We start from the raw sequence: 19,669 nt of genomic DNA, 5'->3' as shown, positions 1-19,669 counted from the left end.
TTTACATACTAATAACAGTAACTTAACAACAAATAAAATACTCATATAGAGCGAGTTACACGTTCAACCCAATTGGACACAACTTTTTTGTGTTCAGATTACTTAGACTGAACTTTTAAATATTTTTTCCATCCTTTATTTGCACAAAATATTATAAAACTCAATTTAAAATGAAAACAAAATTACTAAACAAGTTAGCTCAACTATGTTTCTTTTTGGTCGTTGTACAATGTTCTTTTGCACAAAACGGATCAATAACAGGTATTATTATCGATAATATAGGCGGACTCCCTGGAGCTTCAGTTTACGTAAAAAACACGGAAAACGGAACCACTACAGATTTTGATGGAAACTTCACCATAAATAATGTTACAAACGGTAGTAACACCATTGTAATTTCTTTTGTTGGTTACCAAACTTTAGAAAAAACAGTAACTGTAGAGAATGGTAAAACAACACGCTTAGGTACTGTTTCTCTTACCGAAGCTGTTAATCAACTTGATCAAGTAGTAATAAAAGGAACCTACTACCCTTCTCAAGTTAGAGCATTAAACATTAAGAAAAAAGGCTTAGCTATTACCGAGGTTTTAGCTGCCGATGCCATTGGTAAATTACCAGACCGTAACGCCGCTGAAGCTGTACAACGTATGCAAGGTGTAGCAATTGAAAGAGATATGGGTGAAGGTCGTAGAGTTATTGTTAGAGGTGCTCCTACACACTGGACTTCAGTTTTACTTAATGGAAATCGTTTACCAAGTGCTGGAGGTGCTAGTGACGAACGTTATACACAGTTAGACATTTTTCCTAGTGAACTTATACAATATGTTCAATTAAACAAAGCTTTAACACCAGATATTGATGGAGATGCCATTGGTGGTGCCTTAAATTTCATTACTAAATCAGCACCTTTAAGACAAACAATTAGTGCCACTGTAGCTGGTGGTTACAATACCAGAGCAGACGATCCTTCGTATAACGCTTCTGTTGTTTATGGTGATAGGATTGGAGAAAAATTTGGCTTTATTGCTTCTGGTGTAATTTGGGACAGACAAACTGGTATCGATAGATATCAAGTAGACTACGATTACACCAATGAAAACGAAAACGAAGCCTTTGCTATTAACACCTTACAACTAAGAGATTATGTAGCAAGACGTAGAACTGCTGGTTTTAACCTTGGTATGGATTACGACTTAACCGATAATAGCAAAGTTTACGTTAAAGGTTTATACTCGCAGTATTTAGACCAACAAGATGTTAGAGAAACCTACTTTAACTTTTACAACAATAACATACAATACCAAGCAAGACATGCCGACTATTTAACCAATTTATATTCGGTACAATTAGGAGGAGATTTTAAATTAAACAACAAATTAAACTTAGATGTTATTGCGCAATATTCTAACTCTAATTTTAAATTAAACTCACCAAAAAATCTTCCTGAATCTGAACGTGGTTATCCTATTGTTAACTTTATACAGCCTATGAATTATTTAGGTCTTTCTTCCGATGGAAATAAATACTTAGCGATGGATTCTCCTGATGGTATTGGTGGAAGTATTGATAATATTTCACCAAACCTAGCTTCGGCAATAGATCCAAGTCAAACTATTTTAAACCAAGTTATTCTTTCTAGTCTTAAAAAAGACGAAACACATTACGTTGGTAAATTCGATTTAACTTACAATGCAAATGATAAATTAGACATCAAATTTGGAAGCAAAGCAACCTTACTAGATAGAACCTTCGACAGTTACAACCTTGTAAAAATGCAAGGCGCGCTTTTAGGTGTTCCTAACGCTCCAGATATTGTTACTTTAAGTGAACTTGAAACACAAAATTCACCTTTCGATGGTTCGTTTATAAACGAAATTGGTAATGTATACGACGGAGTAAACTACAACACGCTAACAAACGACCAAATAGATCAAATTTATAGCGACGAATTTGCTGAAGAACACGGTTTGATAACTTTGGTAGATAAAGATAGCCCATCGAACGCACCATTATCTTATACAGGAAAAGAAGATGTATTTAGTGGTTACGCTATGGCTACTTATAAAATTAACGAGAAATTCGAATTAATTGGTGGTATCCGAAACGAATCTAACCATCTTGAATTTTCTGGAAAACGTGTTACAACAAACGATGATGGTACAGAAGTAGAAGACATTACGGTTAGTAAAAACTATAATGCCTTTTTACCAATGATACATTTAAAAACTAAGTTTTCTGAAAAAACCATTTTAAGAACAGCGGTTACCAGAACATATGCACGCCCAACTTTTAGCAGATTAAACCCAGGAACCCAAGTAAACACGTTCGACAGAACAATAACTGAAGGTAACACACAACTAGACCCAACATTCTCGACAAATTTCGATGCCATGTTCGAGTTTTATCCTGCAGGTGTTGGCTTAATCTCTGCTGGTGCTTATTACAAAAGTCTTTCAAATTATATTTACGACGACCAAAGTATTGTTGAATATAACAATGAAAACTACCTACTATCTAGACCAGACAACTTAGATAGTGCTTGGTTATATGGTTTTGAAGTTGGAATTGTAAAACGTTTTGATAAGGCCCAAAACTTCCTTAAAAACTTTGGAGTTGAATTAAATTACTCATATATAGATTCTGAAGTAGAAATTCCAACTTATACCGCTGGCACACAAACTGGTACTTACAAAACATCATTACCTGAACAAGCAAACCATATTGGAAACGCTATTTTGGTTTTCGAAAACGATAAGTTAATGCTTAGAGCAGCTGGAAACTATAAAGGCAAATACCTAAACCAAATTCGTACTATCGCTGGTCCAGAACATTACCGCTGGTTTGGAGACAACTTTACAGTCGATTTTTCTGGAGCTTATAACATTAGTGATAATCTTAGAGCATTTATAGAGGTTAACAATATTACCAATGCTCCAAACCGTTATTATCATGGTACATCAGAGCGTCCTGAACAAGCTGGTTGGTCTGGTATTAGAGGACAAGTTGGTTTAAGCTATACTTTAAGATAATTAAAATGAACAAAACGGTATCATTATCTAGTATAGCTGTGCTTGCAACTGTAATTTTATTTATGAGTCTTAACAGTTGTAAACAAGAAGAAAAGGTAATTTCTATAGAAAATAACACCGTTCTACTACCTGCAGACACTAAAATAAACCAAATACAAGTTTTGGGCACACATAATAGTTATGCAAAACCAGTAGATCCAAAAGTTATTGAATTAGCAGACCCAATTTTAAAACAAATGGGCGCTAAGTTTATGGAAAGCATGACGCCAGAGCAATTGAAAAGTTTCAACGAAAATCATCCTCATGGTATAAACTTTAAAGATGGTTTAGCTTACGAGCATCCAGATTTTAACACGCAATTAAATGCAGGTTTAAGAAGCTTAGAAATTGATGTGCATTACGACCCAACTGGAAATAGGTTTACAAAACCAGCATCTTACGAATTATTAAAGCAAAAAGGTGTTACAAACTTACTTCCTTTTGATAGTTTAGGATTAAAGAAACCAGGCTTTAAAGTATTTCATGCGGCCGATCTTGATTTTAGGTCGCATTATACAACGTTTAAACAAGCCTTAACCGTGTTAAAAGATTGGTCTAACAAAAACCCGTCGCACGCACCAATCTATATTATGATTGAGGCTAAAGATATGGGCTTGCCTATTTTTCCAAACCCTTCAAAAGTTTTACCATTTACAGCAGACACCTACGATTTGCTTGACGCTGAAGTATTAAACACTTTAGGAAAAGATAAAGTGATTACACCAAGCGATGTTAAAGGCGATTTCTCAACTTTAGAAGAAGCTGTTTTAGCCAATAATTGGCCTACAATTGAAAATGCTCAAGGTAAATTTGTATTCATGCTTTTACCTGGTTCTGCAGGTGTTGCCGAAGAAGATATTTATGTAGAAAACCATCCGAATTTAGATGGTAGAGCCATGTTTGTTCGTTCAAAAATAGGCAGACCACATGCCGCTTTTCTTCTATTAGATAATGCATTAGTTAGAAAAAAAGACATTCAAAACGCTGTTAAAAAAGGGTATTTAGTTCGTACACGTTCCGATATTGAAACCTATGAAGCTAAGATGAATGATTATTCTAGAGCCGAAGCTGCCTTCGAAAGTGGCGCACAAGTTATTTCAACCGATTTTTTTAAACCCGGAAATGCTTACGGAACCGATTATGTCGTAAAAATGCCAAATGGTAAGCCAACCCGTTTAAACCCAATAAATACATCAAAATAAAATGAATTATATTAAATTAACAGTAATCGCTTTACTAGCTATTTTTATTACCAATTGTAAAGCACAAACAACTTCTATTACAATAGAAAACGGTACAATTGAAGTGCCAAAAGATTTAAAAATTAATCAAATTCAAGTTTTAGGAACGCATAATAGTTATGCTAAAAAGCGCGATTCGGTTATAATCAACTTTTTAAACCCAATGCTTACCCATGCCATGAAAGGGTTTACAAGTAAGTTAAGCGATGAAGAAAAGGAAAAATACAAAGAATTTCACCCAAACCAAATGAGTTTTAAAGAAATGATTTCGTATAGTTTTCCAGATTTTAATGCACAATTAAGCACCGGATTACGCTCGCTAGCCATAGATATTGTTTACGATCCTGTTGGAGGCACGTTTTCAAAACCTGCTGTTTACGATGCCTTAAACGCAAAAGGTATTACAAATTACAAACCATTCGATTCTACAGGATTAGGAACACCTGGTTTTAAAGTTATGCACATGCCAGATATCGATTTTTTATCGCACTACAATACTTTTGAAGCTGCTTTAACCGATTTAAAAACATGGTCTAACAAAAACCCAACACATGCTCCAATTTACATTATGATTGAAGCTAAAGACAAAGGTTTTCCTTTATTTCCAAACTCGGCTAAAGTAACACCTTTTACTAGCGATGTTTATGATGTTTTAGACCAAACACTAGTATCTATTTTAGGTAGAAATAAAATTATTACACCAGACGACGTCCGTGGCGATTACCAAACGTTAAACGAAGCTGTTTTAGCCAAAAACTGGCCAACTGTTGAAGCTTCTCAAGGTAAATTCATCTTTTTATTATTACCAGGTGGTGCAGGTTTAACTACCGAAGGTGCCTATATTAAAAACCATGAGTCATTAAAAGGACGAGTAATGTTTGTAAAAGCCGATGCTGGCGAACCACATTCTGGATTTTTATTGCTAGACAATGCTATTGTTAGACAAAACGAAATTAAAGACTATGTAAAACAAGGCTATATGGTACGTACACGTTCTGATATTGAAACCTACGAAGCTAAAGTTAACGACAAAACGCGAGCTAATGCAGCGTTTTCAAGTGGTGCACAAGTAATCTCTACCGATTATTACCAAGACACAAACAATTATGGGACTTCTTATAAAGTAGAAATGCCAAATAATAAAGCGGCCATTTTAAATCCGCTAAACAGTCAGGAATAATAGATGAATTAGTTTTTTTAATTTTCAAAAAAGAAAGTTTTGTTGTTCTTATTTCTTAAGAATAGCAGAACTTTCTTGATTTTAATATATCCTAAAAATCATTTTAAAATAATACTATTTTCTCTAAAGAACCTTTGGAAGAATTAGCTTTAATTTTAAAAAATAGAATTGAGTTAAATAATGGCTCTCACTATTAAATGTAGTTAGCTCATTAATTATGCTTCTATTTTAGTAATTGTTTATGCAAACAGAAAAACAAAACATATTTAAAACTAATTTTGTGCCTTAAAAGTAGATGGACTTATTCCAACATTATTTTTAAAAAATCTCGAAAAACTACTTAGAGAATTAAATCCTAAATAAAATGCCAACTCTTTAGTTGTAATTTCTCCTTTTATTAATGCACGTTTTGATTCTGTAATCTGTCGTTGTTGAATAATTTGTTTAGCAGTTAAATTTAATTTTTCTTTTAAAATTTGATTTAATCTTTTACTACTAACACCTATTTTATTGGCATAATAATCGGTACTCGTTTCTTTTAAAAAAGTAGACTCCATTAATTCTAAAAACCGAAACACTCTTTTTTGATTTAAATCTTGTTCTAAAAACTCATCGTTTTGATAACGAATTAAATGTAACAATAAAACTTTAAGTAATGTTTTAAGCATTATGTATGATGCTTCTGCATTAAAATATTCTTCTTTAAGAAATGAAACCAACTGTTTTATTTGGTTTACCTGTTTTATGTCGCTAATGTGAAACTGAGGATATTTATTAAAAACAGACATGACATCTAAAGCATATTCTATATCATCTTCATCAATAAGGTCGCGTTCAAAATTTATTAAAACACCTTCATTTTCACTAAAAACACTATTATTAAAAGCTTCATTTAATGGTTTAAAATGAACAATTATGCTGTTTATAGAATTCCATTCAAAATAAATTCCCATAGAATTATTTGAAAGCATTTTACTGTTATTATTAAACGTTTGTAAAATTTGAATTTTAGAATTCCAATCGTGATTGCTCATTTACATTTAATGTGTTTTTCAAATGTAAAAAGAAATATTCAAAATTAACTTTTAATAAAACTTTGAAATAAATACAAAACAAAACCACCTATTACAATTGCTAAAGCAGCAGAAACACTATATACAACCATATAATTATCAGAAATATATTCAATAAAAGTAGACAAAAACTGTCCACCAAAAACGCCCATAGAATACAAACCTAAATTTTTACCTTGATTTTGCAATGTACTAGCTTCAATCATCATATGGTTTAATAATGGTATTGTAAAGCCAAAACCAATACCCATAAAAATGGCCATTAGTATTAAAAACGAAATAGTTCCAGCGATGGCTAAAACCGCATAACTTAAAGTAAATAATAAAAAACCAAGTGCTACCGTTTTACTATCACCTATTTTTTTAACTATTTTAGGCATTTGGCTTGCAGATATAACTGCAACAACCGAAATAAAAGCCATTAAATAACCTGTTTTAGACTCGCTAAAACCAAACGATTCTGGTAAATACAATGGTAATGTAACAAAGCTAACAAAGAACAGCATCATAGCGAATAAAGAGGCTACAAAAATAAGCCGAACCTTTAATTTACTTTTTTTATTGGTACTTAAAACAGCTTCTTTTTCTTGTATTTTAGTTGCTGGTTTTGGTAATGTTCTTAATACTAGCGCTAAACATAACAATGCTACACTATAAACATAAAAAGGATATTGCCAATTCATTTCTCCTAAAACACCACCAATTCCCAAAAAAATAACGCCACCCAATTCTATAGACATGCCTTGCCATGCAATCATTTTCATTCTTGCTTCTCCACTAAAAAAAGCTGCAATATAAGCAGTAACAGATACTTGAACGCCAACTGTAACTACGCCTAACAAAAACCTATTTAAAATAAGTAAATAATCATTAGTTATAAATGCGCCTAAAACACCCAAAACGGCATAAGGAACTAAACTTATAATTAACAAATTAAATATTCCTAACTTATTTATTAATCGGCCAACAAATGGAGCAAATACTACAACACCCAAAGAAGGTAGCGTAATTAACCAACTTGGCGAAAAACCAAAATTTATATTCTTTACAATTCCTGTAAGAGAAGGTGCAATTACTGTACCTACCATAATTGTTAAGCTACTAACTAATAGCAGCGTAAAAATGCCGAAGTTTGATATTTTATTCATATTGCAAAACTCAAGCTATTCTTGCAAAACAACTTCACCAATTTTCTAAATTAGTATACAAAAAAGGAAATTTAAATAAAAAGGCCACATACAATTTATAGTATTATTTAAACTATTTTTAAAAATATACTTTGAACATATACATGAATTGATATACTTTTGCACTTCATACTATGAAAGTAACGATAAATAAATATTTCTATTTAGTTATTGTTCTATTGCTAAATACGTTTGCAGGTATATTCTCAAACCAAATTATTAGCAAGGAGAACAACGGTTTTATTGAATTTAATTCAAAAGCATTACATGCAACTCATAAAACTGCTGCTAAACAAAATAAAACTACCGCTACTTATAAGCCTTATAGCAAACAAGAGCAGCACGACCTGCTTTTTGATTTTATTGAAGTAAATGAAGTTGAAGAAGAAGCTCCAACCTCAAAAAAATCAATAGATTTATACTTTGCAAATAATGCTTTTATTGTTTCTCAAGTTTTTGAAACTTTTTCTAAAGAACATCAAAAACGTGCAACGCACAACACATACACCTTTAACAAACCTGCCACAAGGCTTCACGTACAATACCAAGTTTTTATAATTTGATACTAACATTTTCAGACTATACTTTAAATAGTCTGATGTTTATTTTAAGTTTTTAGGGTTTCTACTAAAGCTCTAAAAGAGAATTCTCTATAGAATATTCTCAATAATTATATCATTTTATAAAACATATTTAACCGTGAATATTATTAAAAAAACAGCCGTTTTTACAAGCATGCTTGTGCTTATATTTTTAGCAAGTTGTGAAAAACACAAAGCAGAAAAACATGAAGAAACATCGTTTCTAGTTACAAATCCCATAAAAAAAGACACCTCAATTACCAAAGATTATGTTAGCCAAATTCATGCTATTAGACATATTGAATTAAGAGCTTTAGAAAAAGGCTATTTAAAGCATATTTATGTCGATGAAGGACAACACGTAAAAAAAGGACAGCAGATGTTTCAAATTATGCCTAACATCTACCAGGCTGAATTACAAAAGGCGAAAGCCGAATCTAGTGTTGCAGAGATTGAACTTCAGAACACGCAATTATTAGCAGATGGCAACGTAGTTTCACCAAACGAGTTAGCTATGGCTAAAGCCAATTTAGACAAAGCAAATGCCGAAGTTACCTTAGCACAAACTCATTTAGGGTTTACAAATATTAAAGCACCTTTTGATGGTATTATGGACCATCTAGAAGCTAGAGAAGGTAGCCTTTTAGATGAAGGCGAGCTGTTAACCACGCTTTCAGACAACAGCAAAATGTGGGTATATTTTAATGTTCCAGAAGCAGAATATTTAGACTACATTACTAGCGAAGCTAAAAAGAACAACAAAAACGTTTCCCTTTTAATGGCTAATAATAAGCCTTTTAATCAAAAAGGAATTATAGAAACTATTGAAGGCGAATTTAATAGTGAAACCGGTAACATTGCATTTAGAGCTACGTTCCCTAATCCGGATGGTATTCTAAGACATGGAGAAACTGGTAGTATTTTAATGACAGTGCCTTACAAAGACGTTGTAATTATTCCGCAAAAAGCAACCTTTGAAGTTCTAGATAAAACCTACGTTTTCACCGTAGATAGCAACCATGTGGTACACCAAAGAGAAATCAGTATTGGAGCAGAATTACCACACCTCTTCATTGTAGATAAAGGCTTGTCTGAAAAAGATACTATTCTTTTAGAAGGTATTCGAATGGTTAGAGACCAAGAAGAAATTAATACAGAAATGGTAGACCCAAATTCTGTTTTATCTCACCTAGAGCTTTACGCAGAGTAAACCGCTTTTAATCTACAAAAATCATGTTTAGAAGATTTATAAAAAGACCCGTTTTGGCTATTGTCATTTCGGTAATCATCGTATTTATAGGTGGTCTTGCTATTAAGCAATTGCCTATATCACAATTTCCACAAATTGCACCAACCACAGTAAACATTTTTATTGCGTATCCTGGTTCTAGTTCTGAAGTCTTAGTGAATTCCACCTTAATCCCTTTAGAAACCGCCATCAATGGTGTACAAGATATGCGTTATATTGCTTCTGATGCTACAAGTGCAGGAGAAGGAACCATCAGAGTTATTTTTGAACCCGGAACCGACCCTAATGAAGCCGTAGTACGTGTAAAAACAAGAGTAGACCAAGTCATGCCATTATTGCCAGAACTGGTACAACGTGAAGGTGTAATTATTACACCTATACAACCTAGTATGCTTATGTATGTAAACCTATCTAGTTCCGATAAAAACAACGACGAAAAGTTTTTATACAATTATGCTTACACCAAAATTATTCCCGAAATACAGCGTATTAACGGTATTGCCAGCGCTCAGATTTTAGGAAGTCGTAAATATGCCATGCGTGTATGGTTAAAGCCAGACCGCATGCGTGCTTATAATATTTCGGCCGAGGAAGTCTTAGAAGCCATGGAAGAACAAAGCATATTGGCAAGACCTGGTCGTTTGGGTCGAAGTTCTGGGATTACCTCACAATCTCTAGAGTATGTTTTAACCTACGAAAACCGCTATAACGAACCCGAGCAATATGAAGACATTATAATTCGTGCAAATAAAGAAGGCGAAATTATAATGCTAAAAGATATTGCAGAGGTTAAATTAGGAAGTGAGTTTTTTGATATTTATTCGAATTTAGACGGTAAACCTTCGGCTTCAATTGTATTAAAACAAACCTTTGGTAGTAATGGTAGCGATGTTATTGATGCCGTTAAAGAAAAACTAGCCGAACTTGAAGAAGAATTGCCACCAAATGTAGATTTTCAAATTAGTTACGATGTGTCTAACTTTTTAGATGCTTCAATTGAGCAAGTCATCCATACGTTGAGAGATGCATTTATACTTGTTGCTTTTGTGGTCTTTTTGTTTTTAGGAGATTGGCGTTCTACATTAATTCCAATTATTGCGGTTCCTGTGTCCCTAATCGGTGCCTTTTTTGTAATGCAACTTTTTGGACTTTCCATCAACCTAATCACCCTTTTTGCACTCGTACTTGCCATAGGTATTGTGGTAGATGATGCTATTGTTGTGGTAGAAGCCGTCCATGTTAAAATGGAAGAAAAACATTTAAGTCCGTATAAAGCTTCCTCTGAAGTTTTAGGTGAAATTGGAGGTGCTATTATCGCTATTACTCTCGTGATGGTTTCGGTGTTTATTCCTATTTCGTTTATGACGGGACCTGTTGGTGTATTCTACAGACAGTTCTCAATAACAATGGCTGGTGCTATATTAATTTCGGCACTTGTAGCCTTAACCCTAACGCCTGTATTATGTGCCATGTTGCTAAAGAACAATCATGGTAAACGAAAAAAATCTATTATCGACCGTTTTATCGATTGGTTTAATAATGGATTTGAAAAACTTACAGGACGCTACGTTAAGATTTTAAATAAAATTGTAGCCAGACGTGTGGTTACTTTTGGCATTTTAGCGCTGTTCTGTGCAGGTATTTATTTTACAAACGACGTACTGCCATCTGGCTTTATTCCTAATGAAGACCAAGGAATGATATACGCCATAATACAAACACCACCTGGTGCAACCTTAGAACGCACCAATGAAGTGGCTAGAAAACTTCAAAAAATTTGCGAAGAAAATGAAGGTGTAGAATCGGTATCGTCTTTAGCAGGTTATGAAATTATGACCGAGGGTCGTGGCTCTAACGCAGGTACTTGCTTAATTAACTTAAAACCTTGGGGAGACCGTCACCATTCTGTTCATGAAATCATGGAAGAATTAGAAGAAGAAACCAAAAACTTAGGTGCTGTAATTGAATATTTTGAGCCACCTGCCGTTCCTGGTTTTGGGTCTTCTGGTGGATTTGCTATGCGATTATTAGATAAAACAAACTCTACCGATTATCATCATTTTGAAAGCATCAATAATGATTTTATGGAAGCCTTATCTAAACGCGAAGAGCTCACAGGATTATTCACGTTCTTTTCGGCTAACTATCCTCAATACCAATTAAAAATAAACAATAAAATTGCCATGCAAAAAGGAGTGACTATTGGTAAAGCAATGGAAAACCTCAATATTTTAATTGGTAGTACGTATGAGCAAGGTTTTATTCGTTTTGGTCGCTTTTTTAAAGTTTACACACAAGCAGCACCAGAATACAGAAGACTTCCTACAGATTTAGAAAAACTATTTGTAAAAAACGAAGAAGGAGAAATGGTGCCTTATTCTTCATTTATGAGTATTGAAAAAAAATTGGGACCCAATGAAATTACTAGGTATAACCTTTACAATTCAGCATCCATTAGAGGTTTACCTGCACCAGGTTTTACAAGTAGCGATGCCATTAATGCAATTAAAGAAGTCGCAGCCAAAGAATTACCAAGAGGTTATGATATTGCTTGGGAAGGATTATCGTATGATGAAGCACAAAGAGGTAACGAATCTATATACATTTTCATTGTAGTCCTCGTGTTTGTATATTTTGTATTAGCAGCGCAATACGAAAGCTTTATGCTTCCGTTAGCCGTAATACTATCCTTACCTGTTGGAGTTTTTGGTTCTTTTTTATTACTTAAACTAATGGGATTAGCCAATGATGTTTATGCCCAAATTGGTGTAATTATGTTAGTAGGTTTACTAAGTAAAAACGCCGTGCTTATAGTAGAATACGCCGTACAAAAACAAAGAGAAGGCGCTACTATTTTAGATGCTGCCATAGAAGGAGCTAAAGCTCGTTTTAGACCTATATTAATGACCTCTTTTGCTTTTATTGCCGGCTTAATACCCTTAATAATCGCCTCTGGTGCAGGAGCTATTGGTAACCGAACCATTGGTGGCTCATCTATGGGAGGCATGTTAATTGGAACCTTTTTTGGTGTTTTAGTAATTCCTGGTTTATACTACATTTTTGCAAAACTTTCGGAAGGCAAAAGCCTAATTAAAGACGAGGCTAATGAACCAATTTCGGAAGAAATGATGCGTGTAAGTGAAAGCAAAAATCGAAGCATAGAAAATGCCGAAAACATTAGCAAACTAAAAAAATTATTGAAAAAACTTCGTAAAAGCGAACAAGATGAAGACTAAAATTAACATAAACAGCATTCAGATAAGTAGTCTACTAATTATACTACTACTCTATTCTTGCGTGCCAACGCAAACGGCCGCAAGAGAAGAAAATAAAGAGGTACCAGAGCAATATCAAAATAAGAACTCAGACACTATAAATTCTGCAACTATAAAGTGGAAGGATTATTTTTCCGACCCAAAATTAGTAGCATTGATTGATACTGCTTTGACTAACAACCAAGAACTAAATATTATGCTTCAGCAAATCGCTATGGCTAATAATGAAATCTCGGTAAGAAAAGGAGAATATTTGCCATTTGTAAATGTCTATGCTGGTGCCGAAGTAGAAAAAGTAGGCGGATATACCCGAAATGGCGCTGTAGAACAGCATTTAGACGTCCGAGAAGGAGAAGAATTTCCAGAACCATTAACCGATTTTTCAGTTGGATTAAATGTGTCTTGGGAATTAGATGTCTGGAAAAAACTACGAAACGGTAAAAAAGCAGCAGTTTTGGAATACTTGAGTACGGTTGAAGGTAAAAACTTTATGGTTACTTCAATTGTTTCCGAAATTGCTAATTCGTATTATGAGTTATTAGCTTTAGACAATCAGTTAATTATTATTGAGCAAAATTTAGAAATTCAACAGAATGCTTTAAAAATGGTAAAGCTACAAAAGCAAGCCGCAAGAGCCACACAACTAGCGGTGAGACGATTTGAAGCTGAAGTCTTTAAAAATCAAAGCAATAAATTTGAAATTCAACAACAAATTGTCGAAGTTGAAAACACTATTAATTTTCTATTAGGTAGATTTCCTCAGCCTATAGATAGAGACTCTAATAATTTTATAGAACGTACCATACACACTATTGATGCCGGAATTCCGTCTCAACTTTTAGCGAATAGACCAGATATTAGGCAAGCGGAATTAGAATTAGAAGCTTCAAAATTAAATGTAAAAATAGCAAAAGCGAACTTCTACCCTTCCTTAGGAATTAATGCAGGAATAGGTTTGCAAGCATTTAAAACTAAATTTCTAACAAGTACACCAGAGTCATTAGCGTACTCATTAGTTGGAGACGTTGTAAGTCCGTTAATTAATAGAAATGCCATTAAAGCAGAATACAAAAATGCCAATAGCAGACAACTACAAGCCGTTTTTGAATATGAAAAAGCTATTTTAAATGGATACATCGAAGTCGCTAATACGCTTTCGGATATTAAAAACTTAAAAGAAAATTACGATTTAAAAGCCCAGCAAGTTCAAGCAATGACCGAAGCTATAGAATTATCTATACAACTTTTTAAATCAGCAAGAGCGGAATATACTGAAGTCTTATTGACACAACGTGAAGCCTTAGATTCTAAAATTGAAATAATTGAAACCAAAAGAGACCAATTTTTGGCCAATGTTAAAATTTATCAAGCCTTAGGTGGTGGCTGGAATTAGCTATAAAACACTCTATATTAAAGCCATTCTGTAAAAAAATATAGAATGGCTTTTTTATCTTAATTATAAACTGAAATTTTTAACCAAAAGTTAAAATAAAATTAGAGCTTTTATGAAAAAAACATTAAAAAACTAGTAAGTATAAAAGTGCACAAATTATAACGGTTTGACTTTAAACGTCAAACCGTTTTTAATTTAAAACAAGTTAATTAATAGATTATTATTTATAAACTTCCACAAGTATAAAGTTAGCATACACAATAAATAATAGTATTAAATTCTATAATTAAATAAGATTACATTTATCTTTATACTATAAAACAGTGTAAATTAATCTTAATTTGTAGCAAATATTTTAAAACAAATCAAACAAAAAAGTCGTGTTAAAATGAAAAAAATACTACAAATTTTAATTTTAAATTTAATATTAGTTAGTTGTACTAATTTTAAAGGAGACAAAAATTCTAGTGTAGAAAAAGAAAAACTACAATTAGAAATTGATAGTCTTAAAAAATTAATAAACGAAAACAACTCTAATAATCATCAGATAGCCACATTTCTTACATTTCAAAAAAACAATGCCGAAAATGCAATGAATTTTTATGTAGAATTATTTGATAATTCTGAGATTATTAATGTAAAACGATGGGAGAAAAATGCTCCAGTAGATGAAGGAAAAATTATGCATGCCACATTTAAATTAAATGGAAATCTATTTATGTGTAGTGACAGCCCACCAATTCACGATTGGGATTTTACTCCTGCTGTTTCCAATTACATTGAGTGCAAAAATGAAAGTGAACTTGAAAAATTATTTTCAAAACTATCACATGATGGAACAATTATGATGCCTTTAAATAATTATGGATTTAGCAAAAAATTTGGTTTTGTTCAAGATAAATTTGGAGTTTCTTGGCAATTAAATTTACAGTAAATCACATAGATACCTTTACTACTATTAACTAAATTTTAAAAAAATAATTTTAATACATGTGGATAGCCTAATAAAAGATATATCAAATTGTAATGCTTGCAAAGAACACTTAGAGCTTGGTCCGCGACCAGTACTATCGGCACATCCAAAAAGTAAAATAATTATAATTGGACAAGCTCCAGGAACTATAGTCCATAAAACCGGTATTCCTTGGAATGATAAAAGTGGTGAAAATTTAAGAAGCTGGATGAAAATTGATAAAACTGATTTTTACAACACTCAAAAAATTGCAATAATTCCAATGGGTTTTTGCTATCCCGGAAAAGGCAAATCTGGAGACTTACCACCAAGGAAAGAATGTGCTCCATTATGGCACAATCATTTATTTAATAAATTACAAAATGTGGAGCTAATTTTATTAATAGGAAAATATGCACAAGATTATTACCTTAAAGAAAGTGCAAAGAGAACATTAACAGAAACAGTAAAAAACTTTAAAGAATATTTACCAAAATATTTTGTGCTTCCACATCCATCTCCAAGAAATAATATTTGGCAAGCCAAAAACGAATGGTTTACACGTTTAGTATTACCTGAATTGCAAAAAGAAATAAAAAGAATCTTAAAATAAATGATTGCCAAAAATCTATAAAATTAAAACAGATTATAAAACCTACACAAACATTTAAATCGAGAATTAAATATGCAGAAATACATCATAATTTTAATCTTAATTGTAATGTCTTGTAAAGGTCATTCTAAAAAAAATAATCAAACAGACTATTTAAAATCTGAAATAATTAAAACTTCAGAATACCAATTAATTAAAGCAGAAAAACAAAAAGGACTATTAATTTTATTTCCTTGTTTCCCTTGCGATGCTGAAAACACATTAACTGAATTTAAAATTGCAGATATTAGTGTTGCAAATAATTTTTCGGTTTTAGCAATGAATTTAAACCAACGCTTATACCTCAAACCTGAAGAAAAACAAGAATTAAGCAATCAGCTTACAAAAATAATTAACGAACAGCAACTTAACAAAAACAACATTTATATTGGTGGCTTTTCCAGCGGAGGAAATGTAAGTTTATTAATTAGCGATTATTTAGTAAAAAATAAAAGTCTAGTAAAACCTAAAGGAGTGTTTATAGTAGATTCTCCAATTGATCTTTTAGCACTTTACCAAACAGCCGAAAAAAATTTAGAATTAAACTATTCAGAACGTGCTATTCAAGAGTCTAAATGGATTAAACACATGTTAGATAACGAATTTGGGAATCCACAAAACGGAATATCTAATTACGAAAAAAACGCTCCTTTTACATTTAAAACACAAAACATTAATAACTTAAAAGGATTAAAGAAATTAAAAATAAGATTTTATACAGAACCAGATTTAAAATGGTGGAATAATCACGCTAAAAATAGTTACGAAGATTTAAATGCATTCTATATTCAAAAATTATCAGAACAATTAAAAACCACGTTTGGCAATAAAAATATCCAACTTATAAAAACAAAAAACAAAGGTTATCGAGCAAATGGAGAAAGACATCCACATTCTTGGTCTATAGTTAACGAAAAAGACTTGGTAAATTGGATGTTAGAATAAAAAACATCTAAATAATATTTTTAACCATTGCAAGCTAAATAAACACCTTGTAGGATTATTAAAAATGTATACCTTTGGTTAGATTGAAAAGTAAAAGCATGCAAAGAAAATTTAAAGACTATTTTTTAATAGCACTTAAAGGTGTAGCTATGGGTGCAGCAGATGCTGTACCAGGTGTTTCTGGTGGAACTATAGCTTTTATCTCTGGTATTTATGAAGAGTTAATTTCTTCAATTAGCAACATTAACTTGTCGCTTTTTAAAACACTAAAACAAGATGGTTTAAAATCATTTTGGAAACAAGCTAACGGTAATTTTCTTTTAGCTTTATTAACAGGAATCCTTATAAGTTTTGCTTCATTTATGCGATTAGCAAAATATTTAATAGAACAACATCCTGTTTTAATTTGGTCGTTCTTTTTTGGGCTTATAGTTGTAAGTATTTATTTTGTTGGAAAACAAATTACCAAATGGACAATTGGGAGTGTTATTGTTCTTTTAGCCGGAGCTGCTCTTGCCTTTTACATTACTAGTTTACCTTCTCTTGGAGCAAATAATAGTGCATGGTTTTTATTTTTTGCTGGAGCTATTGCCATTTGTGCAATGATTTTACCAGGTATTTCCGGCTCATTTATCTTAATTATTTTAGGAGCATACACAGCTTTAAGTAACGCTATAAACGATTGGGATTTTAAAAAAATAGGCCTTTTTGCAATAGGTGCTATTGCTGGCTTATTAAGTTTTAGTAAATTACTAAAATGGCTATTTAAAAACTATCATAATACAACCTTAGCTTTATTAACTGGATTTATTTTAGGTTCTTTAAATAAAATGTGGCCTTGGAAAAGAACAATTTCAGTAATGAAAGACGAAACAGGTAAAGTAATAGATTTTAATCAAGTTTCAGAGCTTGGTACACTATCTGTTTTCCAAAAGCAAACTAACGATTATGAAAGCTATAAAACTGTTTTAGAAGAAAGTATTTTACCTAATTTATATTCAGAACTTAATGGAGTTAATCCGCAATTAATTTTTGCTATTCTATTAATGATTGTTGGTTTCTTAACCATTTTTGTGTTAGAAAAAATAGGGTCCAAAAAAGTATAATGCAAAGTACACGCACATTAACAGATAAACTTTTTTTAATCCTTAAAGGATTAGGAATGGGAGCTGCAAATAAAGTTCCTGGCGTATCTGGTGGTGTTGTGGCATTTGTTGCTGGTTTTTATGAAGAATTTATTCATTCTTTAAAACGTGTAAATGTAACCGCATTTAAGTTATTTTTTAATGGCAGATTCAAGTCATTTTTTTATTACATAAATGGAAGATTTTTAAGCCTATTATTTTTTGGAATGCTAGTGAGCTATTTTAGTGTTTCAAAAATTTTAGACTATTTTATTAAGCATTACGAATTATACGTTTGGAGTGTTTTTTTCGGGATGATTATAGGCTCAATCTATTACATTAGTAAAGATTTTAAAGATTGGAAAATAACAACCTATGTAGCACTTTTAATTGGCGCACTTATTGGTATAAGTATTAGTTTTCTTGATCCTGCAATGGAAAACGACAATCTATGGTTTGTTTTTTTATGTGGTATTATTAGCGTTTCCGGAATGACGTTACCTGGTTTCTCAGGCTCTTTTATTTTAATATTATTAGGAAATTATGTACTACTGCTAGTAGATTCTGTTAATGCTCTTTTTGATACCTTTTACGAAATTCTTGGAGGCAACTTTAGTTTTATTAATAATACAGAACGTGTAAGAATGCTTAAAGTTCTTTTTGTATTTACTTTAGGCTCTGTTGTTGGGTTGGTTAGTTTCTCTCACATATTAAGTTACATCTTAAAACATTATAAAAGTGTTACAACAGCATCTATAATTGGTTTTATTGTTGGCTCTCTTGGTGTAGTTTGGCCTTGGAAGGAAACTATTTTTAAAACTAATAATCTAGGCGTTAAAAGTTTAGATTCTGGCGGAAAACACATAATAGAAAACTACAAACGCTTTATTCCAGAACTCAATACAGAAACTTTTATAGCTATTTTTTACATTATAGCAGGTATTGCAATTGTACTTGGTTTAGAATGGTATGGCAGAAAAACACGACAAACACATGCGTAAATTTGGTTTAATAGGAAAAGACATTTCATATTCCTTCTCAAGAAATTATTTTAAAAATAAATTTGAAAATGAAGAAATAAAAAATACAACTTATGAAAATTTTGACCTTGAAAACATTTCTTTATTTGAAACAAAATTAAAAAAAGACAAAGCCATTAAAGGCTTTAATGTTACAATACCTTATAAAGAAAGTGTTATGCCTTTTTTAGATAAGTTAAATAAAAAAGCAAAAGCTATAGGTGCTGTAAACACTATAAAAATTACAAAAAAAGGAAAATACGTTGGGTACAATACAGATTTTTACGGCTTTAAAAACACCTTAAATCCCTTTTTAAAAAAGCACCATAAAAAAGCTTTAATTTTAGGTACAGGCGGAGCAAGTAAAGCCATTGCTTATGCATTAAAATCTCTTGATATTGAGTATTCTTTTGTATCCAGAAAAGCATCACAAAATGTTGCTTTTACCTATAATCAACTTTCAGAATCAATAATTAATTCTCATCAAATAATAATAAACTGTACACCTTTAGGCACCTTTCCAAATGTGGAAGCATGCCCAGATATTCCATATCATGCAATAACAAATCAACATATATTATTCGATTTAATTTATAATCCTTCAGAAACAAAATTTCTAAGATTAGGAAAGAAAAATAATGCTACAATAATTAATGGAGAAAAAATGTTAGAATTACAAGCTGAAAAATCCTGGAGCATTTGGAATAAATAGCGCAATTTAAACAAGTTA

15 protein-coding genes are annotated in these 19,669 nt (G+C 32.0%); 13 read left to right on the top strand and 2 right to left on the bottom strand.

From position 1 onward, the window contains the following. Positions 1-170: 170 nt before the first annotated feature. Genes BWR22_RS05120 through BWR22_RS05110 form a run of 3 tightly spaced genes read left to right on the top strand, consistent with a single transcriptional unit; the run spans position 171 to position 5,489 of the window. The gene (locus tag BWR22_RS05120; protein ID WP_076732343.1) at positions 171-3,029 is read left to right on the top strand and encodes a TonB-dependent receptor; all 2,859 of its coding nucleotides are present in this window, start codon (positions 171-173) and stop codon (positions 3,027-3,029) included. Between the two features lie 5 nt (positions 3,030-3,034). Continuing rightward, entirely contained in the window at positions 3,035-4,270 is a 1,236-nt protein-coding gene (locus BWR22_RS05115) for a Ca2+-dependent phosphoinositide-specific phospholipase C (RefSeq protein WP_076732342.1), read from the top strand. A gap of 1 nt (position 4,271) precedes the next feature. Further along, positions 4,272-5,489, top strand: a complete 1,218-nt coding sequence (locus BWR22_RS05110; protein WP_083678206.1) for a Ca2+-dependent phosphoinositide-specific phospholipase C — start codon at positions 4,272-4,274, stop codon at positions 5,487-5,489. Positions 5,490-5,761: 272 nt separating this feature from the next. On the opposite strand, the gene BWR22_RS05105 is transcribed toward BWR22_RS05110, so the two are convergent. Together BWR22_RS05105 and BWR22_RS05100 are read right to left on the bottom strand one after the other, a co-directional pair. Next, positions 5,762-6,523: a helix-turn-helix domain-containing protein gene (locus tag BWR22_RS05105; protein ID WP_076732341.1), complete on the bottom strand. Its 762-nt coding sequence runs from the start codon at positions 6,521-6,523 to the stop codon at positions 5,762-5,764. Positions 6,524-6,567: 44 nt separating this feature from the next. Beyond that, on the bottom strand, positions 6,568-7,710 hold the full coding sequence (locus tag BWR22_RS05100; protein ID WP_076732340.1) for an MFS transporter: 1,143 nt from the start codon (positions 7,708-7,710) through the stop codon (positions 6,568-6,570). A 173-nt stretch (positions 7,711-7,883) separates the two neighbouring features. Between BWR22_RS05100 and BWR22_RS05095 the strand changes: the two genes are divergently transcribed. The 10 genes from BWR22_RS05095 (at position 7,884) to BWR22_RS05050 (ending at position 19,651) form a co-directional block, all read left to right on the top strand. Then, the gene (locus BWR22_RS05095; RefSeq protein ID WP_076732339.1) at positions 7,884-8,312 is read left to right on the top strand and encodes a hypothetical protein; all 429 of its coding nucleotides are present in this window, start codon (positions 7,884-7,886) and stop codon (positions 8,310-8,312) included. Positions 8,313-8,484: 172 nt separating this feature from the next. Then, positions 8,485-9,540: an efflux RND transporter periplasmic adaptor subunit gene (locus tag BWR22_RS05090; RefSeq protein WP_394333224.1), complete on the top strand. Its 1,056-nt coding sequence runs from the start codon at positions 8,485-8,487 to the stop codon at positions 9,538-9,540. A 23-nt stretch (positions 9,541-9,563) separates the two neighbouring features. Further along, on the top strand, positions 9,564-12,815 hold the full coding sequence (locus BWR22_RS05085; protein ID WP_076732338.1) for an efflux RND transporter permease subunit: 3,252 nt from the start codon (positions 9,564-9,566) through the stop codon (positions 12,813-12,815). Then, complete coding sequence (locus BWR22_RS05080; protein WP_076732337.1) at positions 12,805-14,247, top strand: TolC family protein; 1,443 nt, start codon at positions 12,805-12,807, stop codon at positions 14,245-14,247. Before BWR22_RS05085 ends, BWR22_RS05080 begins: the two co-directional genes overlap by 11 nt. Before the next feature lie 388 nt (positions 14,248-14,635). Then, positions 14,636-15,181 (top strand): VOC family protein, encoded by a 546-nt coding sequence (locus BWR22_RS05075; protein WP_083678204.1) that lies wholly within the window; start codon positions 14,636-14,638, stop codon positions 15,179-15,181. 58 nt (positions 15,182-15,239) lie between these two features. Then, positions 15,240-15,812, top strand: a complete 573-nt coding sequence (locus BWR22_RS05070) for a uracil-DNA glycosylase family protein (RefSeq protein WP_076732336.1) — start codon at positions 15,240-15,242, stop codon at positions 15,810-15,812. A 72-nt stretch (positions 15,813-15,884) separates the two neighbouring features. Next, entirely contained in the window at positions 15,885-16,796 is a 912-nt protein-coding gene (locus BWR22_RS05065; protein ID WP_156875568.1) for a hypothetical protein, read from the top strand. Between the two features lie 98 nt (positions 16,797-16,894). Beyond that, a complete protein-coding gene (locus tag BWR22_RS05060; RefSeq protein WP_076732334.1) occupies positions 16,895-17,902 on the top strand; it encodes a DUF368 domain-containing protein in 1,008 nt (335 codons plus the stop codon). Further along, entirely contained in the window at positions 17,902-18,921 is a 1,020-nt protein-coding gene (locus BWR22_RS05055) for a DUF368 domain-containing protein (protein ID WP_076732333.1), read from the top strand. The genes BWR22_RS05060 and BWR22_RS05055 overlap by 1 nt, the downstream gene beginning before the upstream one ends. Further along, positions 18,890-19,651 carry a shikimate dehydrogenase family protein gene (locus BWR22_RS05050; RefSeq protein WP_394333222.1) on the top strand — a complete coding sequence of 254 codons (762 nt, stop codon included), beginning with the start codon at positions 18,890-18,892 and terminating at the stop codon, positions 19,649-19,651. Before BWR22_RS05055 ends, BWR22_RS05050 begins: the two co-directional genes overlap by 32 nt. Positions 19,652-19,669: the final 18 nt, after the last annotated feature.

Source organism: Lacinutrix venerupis (assembly GCF_001971745.1).
Taxonomy (GTDB): domain Bacteria; phylum Bacteroidota; class Bacteroidia; order Flavobacteriales; family Flavobacteriaceae; genus Lacinutrix; species Lacinutrix venerupis.
Note: the sequence above shows the minus strand (reverse complement) of the source record. Positions and strands in the feature narration are given on the sequence as shown.